Source organism: Enterobacter sp. 6722112, from assembly GCF_058661685.1.
The window spans coordinates 2872988-2894444 of the sequence record NZ_JBZWGR010000007.1 but is presented as its reverse complement, the minus strand read 5'-3'; the positions used below and the strand labels follow the sequence as shown (position 1 = coordinate 2894444).

Below are 21457 nucleotides of genomic sequence, written 5' to 3'. Positions count from 1 at the left end.
GTGAACGGTGAACTGATTTGGGTCCTGAGCCTGCTGTTAATCGCCATCATTCTTTTTGCCACGGGCAAGGTGCGCATGGATGCCGTCGCCCTGTTTGTGATTGTCGCATTCGTTCTGAGCGGTACCCTTTCCCTGCCGGAAGCCTTTTCCGGGTTTAGCGATCCCAACGTTATTTTGATTGCCGCCCTGTTTATTATTGGCGACGGGCTGGTACGCACCGGCGTGGCGACGATGATGGGGTCGTGGTTGGTTAAGGTGGCGGGCAGCAGCGAAACCAAAATGCTGATTTACCTGATGCTGACGGTCGCCGGGCTGGGCGCGTTTATGAGCTCTACGGGCGTCGTGGCCATCTTTATTCCGGTCGTGCTGAGCGTCTGCATGAGGATGCAGATCTCCCCGTCGCGGCTGATGATGCCGTTGAGCTTCGCTGGGCTCATCAGCGGCATGATGACGCTGGTCGCAACGCCGCCGAACCTCGTCGTGAACAGCGAACTGATCCGTGAGGGGCTTGAGGGGTTTAGCTTTTTCAGCGTTACGCCGATCGGGCTGGTGGTACTGGTGATGGGCATTATCTATATGCTATTGACCCGTTTCGCGCTGAAAGGGGAGAAGCAGGATAAAGCCAAAGAGGGCTGGAAGCGGCGCTCTTTCCGCGATCTGATTAAAGAGTATCGTCTGACCGGGCGTGCCCGACGTCTGGCTATCCGCCCGGGATCGCCTATGGTGGGGCAGCGGCTGGATGACCTTAAGCTACGCGAACGCTATGGCGCGAACGTCATCGGGGTTGAGCGCTGGCGTCGTTTTCGCCGGGTGATCGTTAACGTGAACGGGGTGTCAGAGTTTCGCGCGCGTGACGTCCTGCTGATTGATATGTCCACCGCGGACGTGGATCTGCGGGAGTTTTGTAGCGAGCAGCTGCTGGAGCCGATGGTCCTGCGCGGCGAGTATTTCTCTGACCAGGCGCTGGATGTGGGAATGGCCGAGGTGTCGCTGATCCCGGAATCGGAGTTATTGGGCAAAACCGTGCGTGAAATCGGCTTTCGTACCCGCTATGGCCTCAACGTGGTGGGCCTGAAGCGCGATGGCGTAGCCCTTGAAGGGGCGGTGGTGGATGAGCCGATCCTGCTGGGGGATATCTTCCTCGTGGTCGGCAACTGGAAACTGATTAGCCAGCTCGGGCAGAAAGGCCGCGATTTTGTGGTGCTGAATATGCCGATTGAAGAGAACGATGCATCACCGGCGCACAGCCAGGCGCCCCATGCGATTTTTTGCCTGGTATTGATGGTCGCGCTGATGCTGACGGACGAGATCCCTAACCCGGTGGCGGCGATAATCGCCTGTCTGTTAATGGGCAAATTCCGCTGTATTGACGCCGAAAGCGCTTACAAAGCGATTCACTGGCCGAGCATCATTCTCATCGTCGGGATGATGCCCTTCGCCCTGGCGCTACAGAAAACCGGCGGGGTGGATTTGATCGTGAAAGGCTTAATGGACGCGGGCGGGGGATATGGTCCGTACCTGATGATGGTTTGCCTGTTCGTCATGTGCGCCACCATTGGTTTGTTCATCTCCAATACCGCAACGGCGGTGCTGATGGCGCCCATTGCGCTGGCGATGGCAAAATCGATGGGTGTTTCGCCGTATCCGTTTGCGATGATGGTTGCGATGGCGGCGTCCGCGGCATTTATGACGCCGGTCTCTTCCCCGGTCAATACGCTGGTGCTGGGGCCCGGGAATTATAGGTTCAGTGATTTCGTGAAGCTGGGTGTGCCGTTCACCGTGCTGGTGATGGTGGTGTGCGTGGTATTGATACCGGTCCTGTTTCCGTTCTGAGCATTTTGCCGGGTGGCGGCTACGCCTTACCCGGCCTACAACCCCGTAGGCCCTGCAAGCGCAGCGCCGCTGGGCGAAAATCAGAGTGGCGAATCCTGGCTAATCTCATCCAGCGACAAATGGAAGCTCGGCACAAACACGCGCATAAAGTAGTCCATCTCTTCGCTGCGACGAGACTCCAGCGTTTTTTCCAGACGCGTTTTTGCCAGTAAAAATTCGTTATTCCCGGCGGACAGTTCTTCCAGACACTTCAGGTAGGCGCACAGCGCATCGGCCTGCTTAACCAGGGATTTCTCCTCTTCCGTATACTGATGCTCATCGATCAGCGGCCCGAAGATATCGCGCAGCTCTTCAGGCACCATGTCGATCAGCTTCTGCTGGGCAATCTTCTCAATGGCCTTATATTCCTGGGCAATCTGCGAGTTGAAATATTTCACCGGCGTAGGCAGATCCCCGGTCAGCACTTCCGATGCATCGTGATACATCGCCAGCAGGGCGATACGTTCGGCATTCACCTGCCCGTTGAATTTGCGGTTTTTAATCGCGGCCAGCGCGTGCGCGACCATGGCAACCTGCAAACTGTGCTCAGACACATTTTCAGTACGCACATTGCGCATCAGCGGCCAGCGGTTGATGAGTTTCAGGCGGGAGAGGTGGGCAAAGAAATGACTCTGACTCATAGGTTACCTTATGTCTTCACTGCGACAGACTTCATTGTGCGGGGAGGGGAGGGAAGATGCAAATTTGCGGATGTTGCAGGCCGGGTAAGCGCAGCGCTACCCGGCGGAAAGTCAGCGTTACTGATGGTACCCGGAGAGGAAGCGCCCGAAGCGGCTGATGGCCATCTCGAGATCGTCTTCGCGCGGCAGGGTGACGATACGCACGTGATCCGGCCACGGCCAGTTAAACGCCGTCCCCTGAACCAGCAGCACTTTTTCCTGCAACAGGAAGTCGAGCACCATTTTCTGGTCGTCGTGAATATTGAAGCGCTTCGCGTCGATTTTCGGGAACATGTACAGCGCGCCGTTAGGCTTCACGCAGGAGACGCCCGGAATATCATTAATCAATTCCCATGCGCGGTTGCGCTGTTCATACAGGCGGCCGCCTGGAACGATAAACTCGCTGATGCTTTGATAGCCGCCGAGTGCTGTCTGGATCGCATGTTGCGCCGGTACGTTGGCGCACAGACGCATGGATGCCAGCATCTCCAGCCCTTCAATGTAGCCTTTCGCATGTTTTTTCGGACCGTTCAGTACCATCCAGCCCTGACGGAAACCGGCAACGCGGTAAGTTTTAGACAGTCCGTTAAAGGTGACCGTCAGCAGATCGGGCGCCAGCGCGGCGATAGAGTGGTGCTGCGCCGCGTCGTACAGGATCTTGTCGTAAATCTCGTCGGCAAAGATGATCAGGTTGTGCTGGCGGGCGATCTCGACGATCTCCATCAGCAGCTCTTTTGAATAGACCGCACCCGTCGGGTTATTCGGGTTAATGATCACGATACCCCGGGTGCGCGGGGTAATTTTGGCGCGAATATCATCCAGATCCGGGAACCAGTCAGAGGATTCGTCGCACAGGTAGTGCACCGCTTTACCGCTGGACAGGGACACCGCAGCCGTCCACAGCGGATAATCCGGGGCAGGAACCAGCATTTCATCGCCGCTGTTCAGGAGCGCCTGCATCGCCTGAACGATCAGCTCCGAGACACCGTTGCCAATGTAGATATCTTCAACGGTGACGTCGCGCATACCGCGAGCCTGATAGTGCTGCATGATGGCTTTACGGGCGGAATAAAGCCCTTTTGAATCGCAGTAGCCTTGTGCAGTGGGCAGGTTACGGATCACATCCACCAGGATCTCATCCGGCGCTTCAAAACCAAATGGCGCGGGGTTGCCGATGTTGAGTTTCAGAACCTTATTGCCTTCCTCTTCAAGGCGTTTTGCCTCTTTTAGTACCGGGCCACGGATGTCGTAACAGACGTTGTCGAGCTTGCTGGATTTTTCGATAGGGGACATGAACCTTTAACCTTTTCGCTATTATTGCAACTTCCTGCCGTGGAAGTGAGCACGGAACAATGTACTCCCACCGCGCTTCGTTTTGAAGGGCGCACAGAAGAAGATTTCGTCCAACCGGGCAATGCCGCGGTGATCGCTTACTCTAACGACGGAGTGATTTTGTGCCTGAATTTATCGTGATAAAGAGGGAGGTCGGGTTGTTTATGCTAAAAATTTCATATAAGGATGAATATTATTCTGGAATAAATAAAAAGACGATTCGGGCTGATGCATTAGTCCCCCTGAGGGACCATTCGTAAAACCTGAATGCTGAGATACCGATTGCCATATTAGCAAAGCCAGGTTAAAAGTTACTCATGTGAAATTAATGTTAAGGGTTATTAATGAATGGCCTGAATCTAAATTAAACTTTATTTATTATTAACGACGAAAATGCAACTTTCGTTAATTTTAATAAAAAGAGTGTAGTTGCTTATCATTGGCGGTAAATCCTTAATATTGCAATAAGACTTATAAATATAGTGGATTTGGGTTAAGATGTGTTTCGGGAATGCAGCATAGCGATAGGCCTGTTACGTATATCGGATACTGCTTTCCTGTATTAATCGATTGTTATTGTTAAAATTATCTCTGGCTGATTGGGTAAGTCACATCTTGCTACGTTGCCAACGCTGCGATATAGATGGCAGAAAACATGTCTTACTCTTTATGGTATTAACATCGACCTGCAAACAACGAAATATCCTGGACGCAAGAGAATAAAAATAACGTCATGAAACGTGATTTCTGACTGGTGATATACCGCAGTACAATAACTATCTGTCAGGCAGTCTGCCGGGCCGGGATGCGAGGGAAACTCTTCAGAAGGAATTGCTTAACTGTTACACACAGCTTCAACCCGGGCAGCTCCGCACGAGCAACCTGAAAGTGAAAAGATATGATAAATGCAAATCGTCCGATAATGAATCTCGACCTCGATCTGCTGAGAACGTTTGTTGCGGTCGCCGATCTCAACACTTTTGCAGCAGCTGCTGCCGCCGTTTGCCGTACCCAGTCCGCCGTGAGTCAGCAAATGCAGCGGCTGGAACAACTGGTTGGTAAAGAGCTTTTTGCGCGTCATGGACGTAATAAGCTTTTAACAGAACATGGTATTCAGCTTCTGGGTTATGCCAGAAAGATACTGCGCTTTAATGATGAAGCCTGTATGTCATTAATGTTTAGCAACCTTCAGGGAGTGTTAACATTAGGGGCGTCAGATGAATCAGCAGATACCATTTTACCCTTCCTTCTCAACCGAATTAGCTCGGTTTATCCGAAGCTTGCCCTGGACGTTAGCGTTAAACGCAATGCCTTCATGGTTGAGATGCTGAAAGAAAACGAGGTTGACCTGGTGGTCACCACGCATCGACCTGGCCAGTTTGACAGCCTGACGCTGCGTACTTCTCCAACGCACTGGTACTGTGCCGCGGAGTATGTATTGCAGAAAGGTGAGCCGATACCCCTGGTCCTGCTGGACGATCCGAGTCCGTTCCGCGATATGGTGCTGGCTGCGCTCAACGAAGCCAGTATTCCATGGCGCCTGGCGTACGTGGCGTCAACCTTGCCCGCAGTGCGAGCGGCGGTGAAGGCCGGGCTTGGCGTAACGGCCCGTCCGGTGGAGATGATGAGCCCCGATCTGCGTGTGCTGGGTCAATCCGAGGGACTCCCGTCGTTGCCGGATACGGAGTACCTGCTGTGCCATAACGCCGCCAGCAACAACGAGCTGGCAAAAGTGGTGTTCGAGGCAATGGAAAACTACCACAATCCATGGCAGTACGCGCCTGTTACTCCCGAAGGAGGGGACGACTCCCTGATCGTGGAAGGGGATTTTGAGTGATCATTCCCTCAAAATTCTCGTAACAAAATGTAAGTGCAAAAAAGAGCCACTCGCATGATTTTTTCCTGCGAGTGGTTTTTTTTGCTATTCATAACCGTGAACGGAGCAGGGATAGAGCAAATACCGCTTATTTATCAATGCAGAAAATGTTTTTGGTTAAGATGTAAACAATACCTGTTCTAACTTACCTCATACCCCGCCGATGTTAAAAAAACAGGAAATATGTTGCTGTTTTTTTGATTGAATTAACAAAAGCGTGTCTCAGATCAAGAAAATACTCCCATTTGGGGGGAGGAATCGTTGGCAAATCCTGTCAAAATAGGAGGGTTATTTTTTTTACTTCCAAAACGGACACGATTCAACAAGATACATTTGACGGAAAGTCATGTACCCACCAGGGTTAAAGGGCACCAAATGTTAATGAGAATCGCACGTTGTAATTTAATGTGAAGAAACCTTTGTTAAAGTTGACAAAAGGTTATAGAAAGGAGTAAAAAACCCCATCATTTTGCTGTCTATGTCTCATTTCTGACAGTTAGTGTAAGGTTATTTTGTTCCTCCCCATGAATCGATGTGATGCCCATCTGCCAGCAAGAGCAGTGTCGTCGGTATCACTTTTGATGAGTAAGCAATGAGTATGTCAACATCCACAGAAGTCATCGCTCATCACTGGGCATTCGCAATCTTTCTTATTGTAGCCATTGGCCTGTGCTGCCTGATGTTAGTCGGCGGCTGGTTCCTGGGCGGTCGCGCCCGCGCAAGGCACAAAAACACACCTTTCGAATCAGGTATTGATTCAGTAGGTACCGCTCGCTTACGCCTGTCTGCCAAGTTCTACCTGGTAGCCATGTTCTTCGTCATTTTTGACGTGGAAGCGCTTTACCTCTTCGCGTGGTCTACCTCCATTCGCGAAAGTGGTTGGGTGGGCTTTGTCGAGGCCGCAATTTTCATTTTAGTGTTACTGGCCGGTCTGGTTTATCTGGTGCGTATTGGCGCGCTGGACTGGACACCTGTGCGTTCACGCCGTGAACACATCAACCCGGAAAACAGTATCTCTAATCGTCAGCAGTAACAGCGAGGCAATAAGATGGATTATACGCTCACCCGCATAGATCCTAACGGTGAGAATGACCGTTACCCCCTGCAAAAACAGGAGATCGTAACCGACCCCCTGGAGCAAGAAGTCAACAAAAGCGTGTACATGGGCAAGCTCGAACATGCCATGCACGACATGGTCAACTGGGGTCGTAAGAACTCCATCTGGCCATACAACTTTGGCCTTTCTTGCTGCTACGTTGAAATGGTGACGTCATTCACTGCGGTGCATGACGTTGCGCGTTTTGGGGCCGAGGTACTGCGTGCTTCTCCACGTCAGGCTGACCTGATGGTGGTGGCCGGGACCTGCTTTACCAAGATGGCACCGGTTATTCAGCGTCTTTATGACCAGATGCTGGAGCCAAAATGGGTTATCTCCATGGGCGCATGTGCAAACTCCGGCGGTATGTACGACATTTATTCCGTTGTGCAGGGCGTTGATAAGTTCATTCCGGTGGATGTGTACATCCCGGGCTGCCCGCCGCGTCCAGAGGCCTATATGCAGGCGCTGATGCTGCTCCAGGAGTCAATTGGTAAAGAACGCCGCCCGCTTTCATGGGTTGTTGGCGATCAGGGTGTCTATCGCGCGAACATGCAGTCTGAGCGCGAGCGTAAACGTGGTGAACGTATTGCCGTCACCAACCTGCGTACGCCTGACGAAATTTAATTTGCGCCTGTGGGCCTGGAGAACACCTTCGCATATCACTACTCAAATAGCGCGAAGCCAGGCTTAACAGTCACCACGGACCATTTGCAATGGTGAACAATATGACCGACTTAACCGCGCAAGAAGCCGCCTGGCAGACCCGGGATCATCTCGATGACCCCGTCATTGGCGAACTGCGCAACCGTTTTGGGCCGGATGCCTTTACTGTTCAGGCCACCCGCACCGGGGTACCCGTTGTTTGGGTGAAGCGTGAGCAATTACTGGAAGTTGTCGATTTCCTCAAGAAATTGCCAAAACCTTACGTCATGCTGTTTGACTTACACGGCATGGACGAACGTCTGAGAACGCACCGCCAGGGTCTCCCTGCTGCGGATTTTTCCGTTTTCTACCACCTGATCTCAATAGACCGCAACACGGATATCATGCTCAAGGTGGCATTGTCTGAAAACGACATGCATCTGCCGACGATCACCAAACTTTTCCCGAACGCCAACTGGTACGAGCGTGAAACCTGGGAAATGTTCGGCATGACCTTCGACGGTCACCCGCATCTGACGCGCATCATGATGCCGCAGACCTGGACCGGCCACCCGCTGCGTAAAGACTACCCGGCACGCGCCACCGAATTCGACCCGTTTGAGCTGACCAAAGCCAAGCAGGATCTGGAGATGGAAGCGCTGACCTTCAAGCCGGAAGACTGGGGCATGAAGCGCGGCACCGAAAACGAGGACTTCATGTTCCTCAACCTCGGTCCAAACCACCCGTCTGCGCACGGTGCATTCCGTATTATTCTTCAGCTTGACGGCGAAGAGATTGTCGACTGCGTGCCTGACATCGGCTATCACCACCGTGGTGCCGAGAAGATGGGCGAGCGTCAGTCCTGGCACAGCTACATTCCGTACACCGACCGTATCGAATACCTCGGCGGCTGCGTGAACGAAATGCCATACGTGCTGGCCGTTGAGAAGCTGGCAGGCATCACCGTCCCGGATCGCGTTAACGTGATTCGCGTGATGCTGTCTGAACTGTTCCGTATTAACAGCCACCTGCTGTATATCTCCACGTTCATTCAGGACGTCGGCGCGATGACGCCGGTCTTCTTCGCCTTTACCGACCGTCAGAAAATCTACGATCTGGTGGAAGCGATTACCGGTTTCCGTATGCACCCGGCCTGGTTCCGCATCGGCGGTGTGGCGCACGATCTGCCGCGCGGCTGGGACCGCCTGCTGCGTGAATTCCTCGACTGGATGCCGAAACGTCTGGCGTCTTACGAGAAAGCCGCGCTGCGTAACTCCATCCTGAAAGGCCGTTCTCAGGGCGTTGCTGCCTACGGCGCGAAAGAAGCGCTGGAGTGGGGAACCACAGGTGCAGGTCTGCGTGCGACGGGTATTGATTTCGACGTGCGTAAAGCCCGTCCTTACTCTGGTTACGAGAACTTCGACTTTGAAGTCCCGGTTGGCGGCGGCGTATCCGACTGCTATACCCGCGTGATGCTGAAAGTGGAAGAGCTGCGCCAGAGCCTGCGCATCCTTGAGCAGTGCCTCAACAACATGCCGGAAGGCCCGTTCAAGGCGGATCACCCGCTGACGACGCCGCCACCGAAAGAGCGCACGCTGCAACATATCGAAACCCTGATCACCCACTTCCTGCAAGTTTCCTGGGGCCCGGTCATGCCGGCACAGGAATCCTTCCAGATGATTGAAGCGACCAAGGGTATCAACAGCTACTACCTCACCAGCGACGGCAGCACCATGAGCTACCGCACCCGCGTGCGTACGCCAAGCTTCGCGCACTTGCAGCAGATCCCGGCCGCCATTCGCGGCAGTCTGGTCTCCGACCTGATTGTGTATCTGGGTAGTATCGATTTTGTTATGTCAGATGTGGACCGCTAATTATGCACGAGAATCAACAACCACAAACCGAGGCTTTTGAGCTGAGTGAAGCAGAGCGTGCCGCCATTGAGCACGAGATGCACCACTACGAAGACCCGCGTGCGGCGTCCATTGAAGCGCTGAAAATCGTACAGAAACAGCGTGGTTGGGTGCCGGATGGGGCGATCTACGAGATCGCGAAAGTGCTGGGCATTCCGGCAAGTGACGTAGAAGGCGTAGCCACGTTCTACAGCCAGATCTTCCGTCAGCCGGTAGGCCGCCATGTGATCCGCTACTGTGACAGCGTGGTCTGCCACATCACCGGTTATCAGGGCATTCAGGCTGCGATTGAGAAGAAACTCAATATCAAGCCGGGCCAGACCACCTTCGACGGACGCTTTACTCTGCTGCCAACCTGCTGCCTGGGTAACTGCGACAAGGGGCCGACCATGATGATTGATGAGGACACTCACAGCCATCTGACGCCGGAAGCGATTCCTGACCTGCTGGAGCAGTACAAATGAAAACTGTAATTCGTACTGCTGAGACGCATCCGCTGACCTGGCGTCTGCGTGATGACAAACAGCCGGTCTGGCTCGACGAATATCAGAGCAAAAACGGCTATGCCGGCGCGCGTAAAGCCCTTGGCGGCATGGCGCCGGACGACATCGTTAACGCGGTGAAAGAGTCTGGCCTGAAAGGCCGCGGGGGCGCGGGCTTCTCCACCGGTCTGAAGTGGAGTCTGATGCCGAAAGATGAATCCATGAACATCCGTTACCTGCTGTGTAACGCCGATGAAATGGAGCCGGGTACCTATAAAGACCGCCTGCTGATGGAACAGCTGCCGCACCTGCTGGTTGAAGGCATGCTGATCTCCGCGTTCGCGCTGAAAGCGTACCGTGGCTATATATTCCTGCGCGGTGAATACATCGAAGCGGCTGAAAACCTGCGTCGCGCGATTGCCGAAGCCACTGAAGCCGGTCTGCTGGGTAAAAACATCCTGGGCACCGGGTTTGACTTCGAGCTGTTCGTGCACACCGGTGCCGGGCGTTATATCTGCGGTGAAGAAACCGCGCTGATTAACTCCCTGGAAGGCCGCCGCGCGAACCCGCGCTCCAAGCCACCGTTCCCGGCAAGCTCCGGCGTGTGGGGTAAACCGACCTGCGTCAACAACGTCGAAACCCTGTGCAACGTCCCGGCGATCCTCGCGAACGGCGTGGAGTGGTATCAGGGCATCTCCTCAAGCAAAGATGCCGGTACCAAGCTGATGGGCTTCTCCGGTCGCGTGAAGAACCCTGGCGTCTGGGAGCTGCCGTTCGGCACCACCGCACGTGAAATTCTTGAAGACTACGCCGGCGGCATGCGCGATGGCCTGAAATTCAAAGCCTGGCAGCCGGGTGGGGCAGGGACGGACTTCCTTACCGAAGCCCACCTTGACCTGCCAATGGAGTTCGAAAGCATTGGTAAAGCAGGCAGCCGTCTGGGTACGGCGCTGGCGATGGCCGTCGACCATGAGATCGGCATGGTATCCCTGGTGCGTAACCTGGAAGAGTTCTTCGCCCGCGAGTCCTGCGGCTGGTGTACACCGTGCCGTGATGGTCTGCCGTGGAGCGTGAAGATCCTGCGTGCTATCGAACGTGGCGAAGGCCAGCCTGGCGATATCGAGACACTTGAGCAACTGTGTCGATTCTTAGGGCCGGGTAAAACCTTCTGTGCCCACGCACCGGGCGCCGTCGAGCCGCTGCAAAGCGCGATTAAATATTTCCGCGACGAATTCGAAGCAGGCATCAAGCAGCCGTTCAGCAATACCCATTCGATCAATGGTATTCAGCCGAACCTGCTGAAAGCGCGCTGGTAAAAACAGAATTTTGATTAACGCTCGGTTTCGGCCGAGCCAACTGGAAGCATGCTAATGGCTACGATTCATGTAGACGGCAAAGAATACGAAGTCAACGGGGCGGACAACCTGCTGGAAGCTTGTCTGTCTCTTGGCCTCGATATTCCGTACTTTTGCTGGCATCCGGCGCTGGGCAGCGTCGGTGCTTGCCGCCAGTGTGCGGTGAAGCAATATCAAAACGCGGAAGACACGCGTGGTCGCCTGGTGATGTCCTGTATGACGCCAGCCGCCGAAGGCACCTTTATTTCGATTGATGACGAAGAAGCCAAACAGTTCCGCGAAAGCGTGGTGGAGTGGTTGATGACCAACCACCCGCACGACTGTCCGGTGTGTGAGGAGGGCGGTAACTGCCACCTTCAGGATATGACCGTCATGACCGGTCACAGCTTCCGTCGCTATCGCTTTACCAAGCGTACCCACCGTAACCAGGATCTGGGGCCGTTCATCTCTCACGAAATGAACCGCTGCATCGCCTGCTACCGCTGCGTGCGTTACTACAAAGATTATGCAGACGGACAGGATCTGGGCGTATATGGCGCGCATGACAACGTCTACTTCGGTCGTCCGGAAGACGGTACGCTGGAAAGCGAATTCTCCGGTAACCTGGTAGAAATCTGTCCGACCGGCGTATTCACGGATAAAACCCACTCTGAACGTTACAACCGTAAATGGGACATGCAGTTTGCGCCAAGCATCTGCCAGCAGTGCTCCCTTGGCTGTAACACCAGCCCGGGTGAACGTTACGGCGAACTGCGTCGTATCGAAAACCGTTACAACGGTACAGTTAACCACTACTTCCTCTGCGACCGCGGTCGTTTCGGCTATGGCTATGTGAACCTGAAAGACCGTCCGCGTCAGCCGGTTCAGCGCCGTGGCGATGACGTCATTACCCTGAACGCTGAGCAGGCGATGCAGGGCGCGGCAGATATTCTGCGTCAGTCGAAGAAAGTGATCGGCATCGGTTCCCCGCGCGCCAGCATCGAAAGCAACTTCGCGCTGCGCGAGCTGGTTGGGGCGGAAAACTTCTATACCGGTATCGCCCAGGGCGAGCAGGAACGTCTCCAGCTGGTGCTGAAAGTGCTGCGTGAAGGCGGCATTCATACGCCTGCGCTGCGCGAAATCGAATCTTATGATGCGGTTCTGGTGCTGGGTGAAGACCTGACGCAGACTGGTGCACGCGCGGCTCTGGCGGTTCGTCAGGCGGTGAAAGGCAAAGCACGTGAAATGGCAGCGGCGCAGAAAGTGGCTGACTGGCAGATTGCGGCCATTCTTAACATCGGCCAGCGCGCGAAGCATCCTCTGTTTGTGACTAACGTCGACAACACCCGTCTGGACGATATCGCCGCGTGGACCTACTGCGCGCCGGTTGAAGATCAGGCGCGCCTCGGCTTTGCCATTGCCCACGCGCTGGACAGCAGCTCGCCGGCCGTTGAACTGGATCGTGACCTGCAAAACAAGGTCGACGTGATTGTTCAGGCGCTGGCGGGGGCGAAGAAACCTCTGATTATTTCCGGTACCAACGCCGGTAGCGCTGAAATCATTCAGGCCGCAGCGAACGTTGCCAAAGCCCTGAAGGGCCGCGGCGCTGACGTCGGTGTGACTATGATTGCCCGTGCGGTGAACAGCATCGGTCTGGGTATGATTGGCGGCGGCTCGCTGGAAGACGCGTTAAGCGAACTGGAATCCGGTGCCGCTGACGCCGTTGTGGTGCTGGAAAACGACCTGCATCGCCATGCTTCTGCCGCTCGCGTTGACGCCGCGCTCTCCAGAGCGCCGCTGGTGATGGTTATCGACCATCAGCGCACCGCGATCATGGACAAAGCGCACCTGGTGCTCTCTGCGGCAAGCTTCGCAGAAAGCGACGGGACGGTGATCAACAACGAAGGCCGCGCCCAGCGTTTCTTCCAGGTTTATGACCCGGCCTACTACGACAGCAACACCGTGATGCTGGAAAGCTGGCGCTGGCTGCACTCTCTGCACAGCACCGTGCAGAGCCGTGAAGTGGACTGGACGCAGCTCGACCACGTTATTGACGCGGTTGTTGAGAAACTGCCTCAGCTGGCGGGCATTAAAGACGCCGCGCCTGACGCAAGCTTCCGCATTCGCGGCCAGAAACTGGCGCGTGAGCCGCACCGCTACAGCGGTCGTACCGCGATGCGCGCCAACATCAGCGTGCACGAACCGCGTCAGCCGCAGGATAAAGACACCATGTTTGCCTTCTCGATGGAAGGGAACAACCAGCCGTCTGCGCCGCGTTCGCAAATCCCGTTTGCATGGGCACCGGGCTGGAACTCCCCGCAGGCATGGAACAAGTTCCAGGCTGAAGTGGGCGGTCACCTGCGCCACGGCGATCCGGGCGTGCGTCTGATTGAAGCCTCCGAAACCGGTCTGGACTTCTTCACCACCGTTCCGGCGAGCTTCCAGGCGCAGGAAGGTCACTGGCGTATTGCACCGTACTACCATCTGTTCGGTAGCGACGAAATGTCCCAGCGTTCTCCGGTATTCCAGCAGCGTATGCCGCAGCCGTACATCAAGCTCAACCCGGCGGATGCCGCGAAGCTTGGCGTTAACGCGGGTGCGAACATTGCCTTTAGCTACGACGGCCAGACAATCAGCCTGCCGCTGATTATTTCTGAACGCCTGTCAGCAGGGCAGGTGGGTCTGCCGATGGGTATGCCTGGCATCGCGCCAGTCCTGGCGGGTGCGCATCTTGATAACCTTCAGGAGGCAAAAGCATGAGTTGGTTAACGCCGGATCTTATCGACATCCTGCTGAGCATTCTGAAAGCGGTTGTGATTCTGCTGGTGGTCGTCACCTGCGGCGCGTTCATGAGCTTTGGTGAACGTCGTCTGCTCGGTCTGTTCCAGAACCGTTACGGACCGAACCGCGTGGGCTGGGGTGGTTCACTCCAGCTGGTCGCGGACATGATCAAGATGTTCTTTAAAGAGGACTGGGTTCCACGCTTCTCGGACCGCGTGATCTTTACGCTGGCGCCGATGATCGCCTTCACCTCGCTGCTGCTGGCGTTTGCTATCGTTCCGGTCAGCCCGACCTGGGTGGTGGCTGACCTGAACATCGGCATTCTGTTCTTCCTGATGATGGCAGGCCTCGCGGTTTACGCGGTGCTGTTCGCAGGCTGGTCCAGTAACAACAAATACTCGCTGCTGGGTGCGATGCGTGCTTCCGCGCAGACGCTGAGCTACGAAGTGTTCCTGGGTCTCTCCCTGATGGGCGTGGTGGCGCAGGCCGGTTCATTTAACATGACCGACATCGTCAACAACCAGGCCGACATCTGGAACGTTATCCCGCAGTTCTTTGGGTTTATTACCTTTGCCATCGCGGGCGTGGCGGTGTGTCACCGTCACCCGTTTGACCAGCCAGAAGCCGAACAGGAACTGGCCGACGGTTACCACATTGAATATTCCGGTATGAAGTTCGGTCTGTTCTTCGTGGGCGAGTACATCGGTATCGTCACCATTTCCGCGTTGATGGTAACGCTGTTCTTTGGTGGCTGGCATGGCCCGTTCTTACCGCCGTTCATCTGGTTCGCGCTGAAAACCGCGTTCTTCATGATGATGTTCATTTTGATTCGCGCAGCGTTACCGCGTCCGCGTTATGACCAGGTAATGTCCTTCGGCTGGAAAGTGTGCCTGCCGCTGACGCTCGTCAACTTGTTGGTAACGGCGGCTGTCATTCTCTGGCAGCAGCCATAAGGGGCTTTGAGATCATGACCTTAAAAGAATTATTGGTAGGTTTCGGCACCCAGGTACGCAGTATCTGGATGATCGGCCTGCATGCGTTTGCCAAACGCGAAACCCGGATGTACCCGGAAGAGCCGGTATATCTGCCGCCGCGCTACCGTGGACGTATCGTGCTGACGCGCGACCCGGACGGTTCCGAGCGTTGCGTTGCCTGTAACCTGTGTGCGGTAGCGTGTCCGGTGGGCTGTATCTCTCTGCAAAAAGCAGAGACGGTAGACGGCCGCTGGTACCCTGAGTTCTTCCGCATCAACTTCTCACGCTGCATTTTCTGCGGTCTGTGTGAAGAAGCGTGCCCAACAACGGCGATTCAGCTGACTCCAGACTTCGAGCTGGGTGAGTACAAGCGTCAGGATCTGGTGTACGAGAAAGAGGATCTGCTGATTTCCGGTCCGGGCAAATACCCGGAATATAACTTCTACCGGATGGCGGGTATGGCAATCGACGGCAAAGATAAAGGCGAAGCAGAGAACGAAGCTAAGCCTATCGACGTCAAGAGCCTGTTACCGTAAGGAGAGGGCAATGGAATTCGCTTTTTATATCTGTGGCCTTATCGCCATCCTGGCTACGCTGCGAGTGATCACGCACACCAATCCGGTGCATGCGCTGCTGTATTTAATCATTTCGCTGCTGGCTATTTCCGGGGTGTTCTTTGCGCTGGGCGCGCACTTCGCTGGTGCGCTGGAAATCATCGTCTACGCCGGGGCCATCATGGTGCTGTTTGTGTTCGTGGTGATGATGCTGAACCTGGGCGGCTCTGAAATTGAGCAGGAACGTCAGTGGTTAAAACCGCAGGTGTGGATTGGTCCGGCAATTTTGTCGGCCATCATGCTGGCGGTGATTGTTTACGCCATTCTGGGCGTCAACGACCAGGGTATCGACGGGACGCCAATCAGCGCGAAAGCTGTGGGTATCACCCTGTTTGGTCCGTACGTTCTGGCGGTTGAGCTGGCCTCAATGCTGCTGCTGGCGGGTCTGGTTGTGGCCTTCCACGTTGGCCGCGAAGAGCGTGTCGGCGAGGTGCTGAGCAACCGCACTGACGACCGCGCGAAAAGAAAAACGGAGGAACGCGCATGATCCCCTTAACACATGGACTGATCCTCGCTGCGATTTTATTCGTTCTGGGCTTAACCGGTCTGGTTATCCGCCGCAATCTGCTGTTTATGCTGATCGGTCTGGAAATCATGATCAACGCTTCCGCGCTGGCCTTTGTGGTCGCCGGTAGCTACTGGGGCCAGACCGATGGTCAGGTGATGTACATTCTCGCCATCAGCCTCGCGGCTGCTGAAGCGAGTATTGGCCTGGCGCTGTTGCTACAGCTCCATCGTCGCCGCCAGAACCTGAACATCGATTCAGTAAGTGAGTTGCGTGGATGAACATGCTTGCCTTAACCATTATTTTTCCGCTGATTGGCTTCGTGCTGCTGGCGTTTTCTCGCGGCCGCTGGTCTGAGAATCTGTCTGCCACCGTGGGCATTGGCTCTATCGGCCTGGCTGCGCTGGTCACAGCGTATGCGGGTATCGACTTCTTTAACAATGGACGTCAGGCCTACAGCGTACCGCTGTGGAACTGGATGTCGGTCGGTAACTTCAACATCGGTTTCAACCTGGTGCTGGATGGTCTGTCTCTGACCATGCTCTCCGTAGTTACCGGCGTCGGCTTCCTGATCCACATGTTCGCCTCCTGGTACATGCGCGGTGAAGAGGGATACTCCCGCTTCTTCGCCTACACCAACCTGTTTATCGCCAGCATGGTGGTTCTGGTGCTGGCCGATAACCTGCTGCTGATGTATCTGGGCTGGGAAGGCGTGGGTCTGTGTTCTTACCTGCTGATCGGTTTCTACTACACCGATCCGAAGAATGGCGCAGCGGCCATGAAAGCGTTCGTCGTGACCCGTGTGGGTGACGTGTTCCTCGCTTTCGCGCTGTTCATTCTTTACAACGAACTGGGCACGCTAAACTTCCGCGAAATGGTGGAACTGGCGCCGGCGCACTTCGAAGCAGGCAACAACATGCTGTGGTGGGCAACGCTGATGCTGCTGGGTGGCGCTGTGGGTAAATCCGCGCAGCTGCCGTTGCAGACATGGCTGGCCGACGCGATGGCGGGTCCAACCCCTGTCTCCGCGTTGATTCACGCCGCGACCATGGTCACCGCCGGTGTCTACCTGATTGCGCGTACCCATGGCCTGTTCCTGATGACCCCGGAAATTCTGCATCTGGTGGGTATTGTCGGTGCGGTTACGCTGGTGCTGGCAGGCTTTGCCGCGCTGGTGCAGACCGACATCAAACGCGTGCTCGCGTACTCCACCATGAGCCAGATTGGTTACATGTTCCTGGCGCTGGGCGTTCAGGCGTGGGACGCGGCCATTTTCCACCTGATGACGCACGCGTTCTTTAAAGCGCTGCTGTTCCTCTCATCCGGTTCGGTGATTCTGGCCTGCCACCACGAGCAGAACATCTTCAAAATGGGCGGACTGCGTAAGTCCATCCCGCTGGTTTATGTCTGCTTCCTGGTAGGCGGCGCGGCGCTGGCGGCACTGCCGCTGATCACCGCGGGCTTCTTCAGTAAGGACGAAATCCTGGCGGGCGCCATGGCGAATGGTCATATCAATCTGATGGTTGCGGGTCTGGTCGGTGCGTTTATGACCTCCCTGTACACCTTCCGTATGATTTTCATCGTCTTCCACGGTAAAGAACAAATTCACGCTCACGCAGGGAAGGGGATTACCCACCACCTGCCGCTGATTGTGCTGCTGGTCCTGTCCACCTTCGTTGGCGCGATGATTGTGCCACCGTTGCAGGGCGTACTGCCGGCGACAACCGAGCTTGAGCACGGTCGCGTTCTGACGCTTGAAATCACCTCCGGCGTAGTGGCTATCGCGGGCATCCTGATTGCCGCATGGCTGTGGCTGGGCAAACGCACGCTGGTGACTGCCGTTGCCAACAGCGCGCCGGGCCGTCTGCTGGGCACCTGGTGGTACAACGCATGGGGCTTCGACTGGCTGTACGACATGATCTTCGTGAAGCCGTTCCTGGGCATTGCGTGGCTGCTGAAGCGCGATCCACTGAACAGCCTGATGAATATCCCGGCGATCCTCTCTCGCTTTGCAGGTAAAGGCCTGCTGTTCAGCGAGAACGGTTATCTGCGCTGGTATGTGGCGTCCATGAGCATCGGTGCGGTTGTCGTACTGGCGCTGCTGATGGTGTTGCGTTGATTTTGAGTTAGCGGGGATTGTCGGGTGGCGCTAGCGCTTACCCGACCTACGGACCGTAGGCCCGGTAAGCGAAGCGCCACCGGGCAAAAGGCCCCGCACTCAAACGTGAATTTTGTCGAATTCGTTGAAAATCGGTCCCTGAGGGACTTTAACAAGGAATAAAAATCGCCATGTTACTACCCTGGCTAATATTAATTCCCTTCATCGGCGGCTTCCTGTGCTGGCAGACCGAACGCTTTGGCGTGAAGATGCCGCGCTGGATCGCGCTGATCACCATGGGATTGACGCTCGCGCTTGGTCTGCAACTCTGGTTGCAGGGTGGCTACTCACTGACCCAGTCCGCGGGCCTTCCGCAGTGGCAGTCTGAGTTCATTCTGCCGTGGATCCCACGTTTCGGTATTACGATCCACCTCGCGATTGACGGTCTGTCGCTGCTGATGGTGGTGCTGACCGGTCTGCTCGGCGTTCTGGCGGTACTCTGCTCCTGGCGAGAAATCGAAAAATACCAGGGCTTCTTCCACCTGAACCTGATGTGGATCCTGGGCGGCGTGATCGGCGTGTTCCTGGCCATCGACATGTTCCTGTTCTTCTTCTTCTGGGAGATGATGCTGGTGCCGATGTACTTCCTGATCGCGCTGTGGGGCCACAAGGCATCCGACGGTAAAACGCGTATCACGGCGGCCACCAAGTTCTTCATCTACACCCAGGCGAGTGGTCTGGTGATGTTGATTGCCATCCTGGCGCTGGTATTTGTGCATTACAATGCGACCGGCGTGTGGACCTTCAACTACGAAGACCTGCTGAAGACCCCGATGTCTCACGGTGTGGAATACCTGCTGATGCTCGGCTTCTTCATCGCCTTCGCGGTGAAAATGCCGGTCGTACCGCTGCACGGCTGGCTGCCGGACGCGCACTCTCAGGCGCCAACGGCGGGTTCCGTTGACCTGGCGGGTATCTTGCTGAAAACGGCGGCCTACGGTCTGCTGCGTTTCTCCCTGCCGCTGTTCCCGAACGCCTCCGCAGAGTTCGCGCCGATTGCCATGTGGCTGGGCGTGATCGGTATCTTCTACGGTGCATGGATGGCCTTCACGCAGTACGACATCAAACGTCTGATTGCTTACACCTCCGTTTCCCACATGGGCTTCGTGCTGATTGCCATCTACACCGGCAGCCAGCTGGCATACCAGGGCGCGGTGATCCAGATGATTGCGCACGGCCTGTCTGCTGCCGGTCTCTTCATCCTGTGTGGTCAGCTGTACGAACGTCTGCATACCCGCGACATGCGTATGATGGGCGGCCTGTGGGGCAAAATGAAATGGCTGCCGGCGCTCTCCATGTTCTTCGCGGTGGCGACTCTGGGTATGCCGGGTACCGGTAACTTCGTCGGCGAGTTTATGATCCTGTTCGGCAGCTTCAACGTGGTACCGACGATCACCGTCATCTCCACCTTTGGTCTGGTATTTGCCTCCGTGTACTCGCTGGCGATGCTGCACCGCGCTTACTTCGGTAAAGCGAAGAGTGAAATTGCTGCACAAGAACTGCCGGGGATGTCGCTGCGTGAGCTGTTCATCATCCTGCTGCTGGTCGTACTGCTGGTGCTGTTGGGCTTCTATCCGCAGCCGATTCTGGATACCTCGCACTCCGCGATGGGTAACATCCAGCAGTGGTTTGTTAATTCTGCTTCTACTACAAGGCCGTAATTCGCCATGACAATAACTCCACAACAACTGATCGCGCTGCTACCGCTGCTGATCGTCGGATTGACGGTGGTGGTTGTGATGCTCTCCATTGCGTGGCGACGCAATCACTTCCTGAATGCGACCCTGTCCGTTCTGGGTCTGAACGCTGCGTTAGTTTCCCTCTGGTTTGTTGGCCAGGCGGGAGCGATGGACGTCACGCCGCTGATGCGCGTTGACGGTTACGCCATGCTCTACACCGGTCTGGTGCTGCTGGCGAGCCTGGCAACCTGTACCTTTGCGTACCCGTGGCTTGAAGGGTACAACGACAACAAAGAAGAGTTTTACCTGCTGGTACTGATTGCCGCACTGGGCGGCATTCTGCTGGCGAACGCGAACCACCTGGCCGCGCTGTTCCTCGGTATTGAGCTGATCTCACTCCCGCTGTTCGGCCTGATTGGTTACGCTTTCCGCCAGAAGCGCTCTCTGGAAGCGGCAATCAAGTACACGATCCTGTCTGCTGCCGCGTCGTCGTTCCTGCTGTTTGGTATCGCGCTGCTGTACGCTCAGACGGGCAATCTCTCCTTCATGGCGCTCGGTAAGAGCCTTGGCGACGGCATGATGCATGAGCCGCTGCTGCTGGCGGGTCTGGGCATGATGATTGTTGGCCTTGGCTTTAAACTCTCACTGGTTCCGTTCCACCTGTGGACGCCAGACGTATACCAGGGTGCCCCTGCACCGGTCTCGACCTTCCTGGCGACGGCGAGCAAAATCGCTATCTTCGGTGTGGTCATGCGTCTGTTCCTGTACGCCCCGGTGGGCGACAGCGAAGCGGTCCGCGTGGTGCTGGGCATTATCGCGTTCGTGTCCATCATCTTCGGTAACCTGATGGCGCTGAGCCAGACCAACATCAAGCGTCTGCTGGGCTACTCCTCTATCTCCCATCTGGGTTACCTGCTGGTGGCGCTGATTGCGCTGCAAAGCGGTGAGATGTCGATGGAAACTGTGGGCGTCTATCTGGCCGGTTACCTGTTTAGCAGCCTCGGCGCGTTCGGCGTGGTGAGCCTGATGTCCAGCCCGTACCGTGGCCCGGATGCGGATTCCCTGTTCTCCTACCGTGGTCTGTTCTGGCACCGTCCGATTCTGTCTGCGGTAATGACCGTGATGATGCTCTCTCTGGCGGGTATCCCGATGACGCTGGGCTTTATCGGTAAGTTCTACGTGCTGGCCGTCGGTGTGCAGGCGGGTCTGTGGTGGCTGACGGCGGGTGTCGTTATCGGCTCCGCGATTGGTCTCTACTACTACCTGCGCGTTGCCGTGAGCCTGTACCTGAGCGCGCCTCAGCAGCTCAACCGCGATGCGCCGTCTAACTGGCAGTACAGCGCGGGGGGCATTGTGGTGCTCATCTCCGCGCTGCTGGTGCTGATCTTCGGTATCTATCCGCAGCCGCTGATTGATATCGTGCAGCGCGCGATGCCGCTGATGTAAGGTGAAAGCAAAAAGGCAACGAAAGTTGCCTTTTTTATTGCCCAGCGGCGCTACGCTTGCAGGGCCTACG

General features: G+C 55.8%; 17 protein-coding genes. 15 read left to right on the top strand and 2 right to left on the bottom strand.

The window, feature by feature from the left end:
* Positions 1-1833 carry an SLC13 family permease gene (locus AC4OVU_RS15225; RefSeq protein WP_017693001.1) on the top strand — a complete coding sequence of 611 codons (1833 nt, stop codon included), beginning with the start codon at positions 1-3 and terminating at the stop codon, positions 1831-1833.
* 80 nt (positions 1834-1913) lie between these two features.
* Here the strand turns inward: AC4OVU_RS15225 and yfbR are convergent, their stop codons facing one another.
* Both yfbR and alaA read right to left on the bottom strand, forming a co-directional pair.
* Positions 1914-2513: a 5'-deoxynucleotidase gene (gene yfbR / locus AC4OVU_RS15220; protein WP_003861468.1), complete on the bottom strand. Its 600-nt coding sequence runs from the start codon at positions 2511-2513 to the stop codon at positions 1914-1916.
* Between the two features lie 117 nt (positions 2514-2630).
* Entirely contained in the window at positions 2631-3845 is a 1215-nt protein-coding gene (gene alaA, locus AC4OVU_RS15215) for an alanine transaminase AlaA (protein WP_003861471.1), read from the bottom strand.
* A gap of 937 nt (positions 3846-4782) precedes the next feature.
* Here alaA and lrhA point away from each other — a divergent pair.
* From lrhA to nuoN, 14 genes are all read left to right on the top strand, one after another.
* Entirely contained in the window at positions 4783-5721 is a 939-nt protein-coding gene (gene lrhA / locus AC4OVU_RS15210; RefSeq protein ID WP_032102733.1) for a transcriptional regulator LrhA, read from the top strand.
* Between the two features lie 631 nt (positions 5722-6352).
* Positions 6353-6793: an NADH-quinone oxidoreductase subunit NuoA gene (gene nuoA, locus AC4OVU_RS15205; protein WP_003861475.1), complete on the top strand. Its 441-nt coding sequence runs from the start codon at positions 6353-6355 to the stop codon at positions 6791-6793.
* 15 nt (positions 6794-6808) lie between these two features.
* Positions 6809-7483: an NADH-quinone oxidoreductase subunit NuoB gene (nuoB, locus tag AC4OVU_RS15200; protein WP_003861482.1), complete on the top strand. Its 675-nt coding sequence runs from the start codon at positions 6809-6811 to the stop codon at positions 7481-7483.
* Positions 7484-7572: 89 nt separating this feature from the next.
* Complete coding sequence (gene nuoC / locus AC4OVU_RS15195; RefSeq protein ID WP_003861484.1) at positions 7573-9375, top strand: NADH-quinone oxidoreductase subunit C/D; 1803 nt, start codon at positions 7573-7575, stop codon at positions 9373-9375.
* Positions 9376-9377: 2 nt separating this feature from the next.
* Positions 9378-9878 carry an NADH-quinone oxidoreductase subunit NuoE gene (gene nuoE, locus AC4OVU_RS15190; protein WP_006176513.1) on the top strand — a complete coding sequence of 167 codons (501 nt, stop codon included), beginning with the start codon at positions 9378-9380 and terminating at the stop codon, positions 9876-9878.
* Positions 9875-11212, top strand: a complete 1338-nt coding sequence (gene nuoF / locus AC4OVU_RS15185; RefSeq protein WP_003861487.1) for an NADH-quinone oxidoreductase subunit NuoF — start codon at positions 9875-9877, stop codon at positions 11210-11212. Before nuoE ends, nuoF begins: the two co-directional genes overlap by 4 nt.
* A gap of 54 nt (positions 11213-11266) precedes the next feature.
* On the top strand, positions 11267-13990 hold the full coding sequence (nuoG, locus tag AC4OVU_RS15180) for an NADH-quinone oxidoreductase subunit NuoG (protein WP_015572271.1): 2724 nt from the start codon (positions 11267-11269) through the stop codon (positions 13988-13990).
* Positions 13987-14964 (top strand): NADH-quinone oxidoreductase subunit NuoH, encoded by a 978-nt coding sequence (nuoH, locus tag AC4OVU_RS15175; RefSeq protein ID WP_003861490.1) that lies wholly within the window; start codon positions 13987-13989, stop codon positions 14962-14964. The genes nuoG and nuoH overlap by 4 nt, the downstream gene beginning before the upstream one ends.
* Positions 14965-14978: 14 nt before the next feature.
* Positions 14979-15521, top strand: a complete 543-nt coding sequence (nuoI, locus tag AC4OVU_RS15170; protein WP_003861491.1) for an NADH-quinone oxidoreductase subunit NuoI — start codon at positions 14979-14981, stop codon at positions 15519-15521.
* Between the two features lie 10 nt (positions 15522-15531).
* Complete coding sequence (nuoJ, locus tag AC4OVU_RS15165; protein ID WP_003861493.1) at positions 15532-16086, top strand: NADH-quinone oxidoreductase subunit J; 555 nt, start codon at positions 15532-15534, stop codon at positions 16084-16086.
* Positions 16083-16385: an NADH-quinone oxidoreductase subunit NuoK gene (nuoK, locus tag AC4OVU_RS15160; RefSeq protein ID WP_003861496.1), complete on the top strand. Its 303-nt coding sequence runs from the start codon at positions 16083-16085 to the stop codon at positions 16383-16385. The genes nuoJ and nuoK overlap by 4 nt, the downstream gene beginning before the upstream one ends.
* Positions 16382-18223 (top strand): NADH-quinone oxidoreductase subunit L, encoded by a 1842-nt coding sequence (nuoL, locus tag AC4OVU_RS15155; protein WP_003861497.1) that lies wholly within the window; start codon positions 16382-16384, stop codon positions 18221-18223. Before nuoK ends, nuoL begins: the two co-directional genes overlap by 4 nt.
* 170 nt (positions 18224-18393) lie before the next feature.
* Positions 18394-19923, top strand: a complete 1530-nt coding sequence (gene nuoM, locus AC4OVU_RS15150; RefSeq protein ID WP_003861498.1) for an NADH-quinone oxidoreductase subunit M — start codon at positions 18394-18396, stop codon at positions 19921-19923.
* A gap of 6 nt (positions 19924-19929) precedes the next feature.
* The gene (nuoN, locus tag AC4OVU_RS15145) at positions 19930-21387 is read left to right on the top strand and encodes an NADH-quinone oxidoreductase subunit NuoN (protein WP_015572273.1); all 1458 of its coding nucleotides are present in this window, start codon (positions 19930-19932) and stop codon (positions 21385-21387) included.
* Positions 21388-21457: the final 70 nt, after the last annotated feature.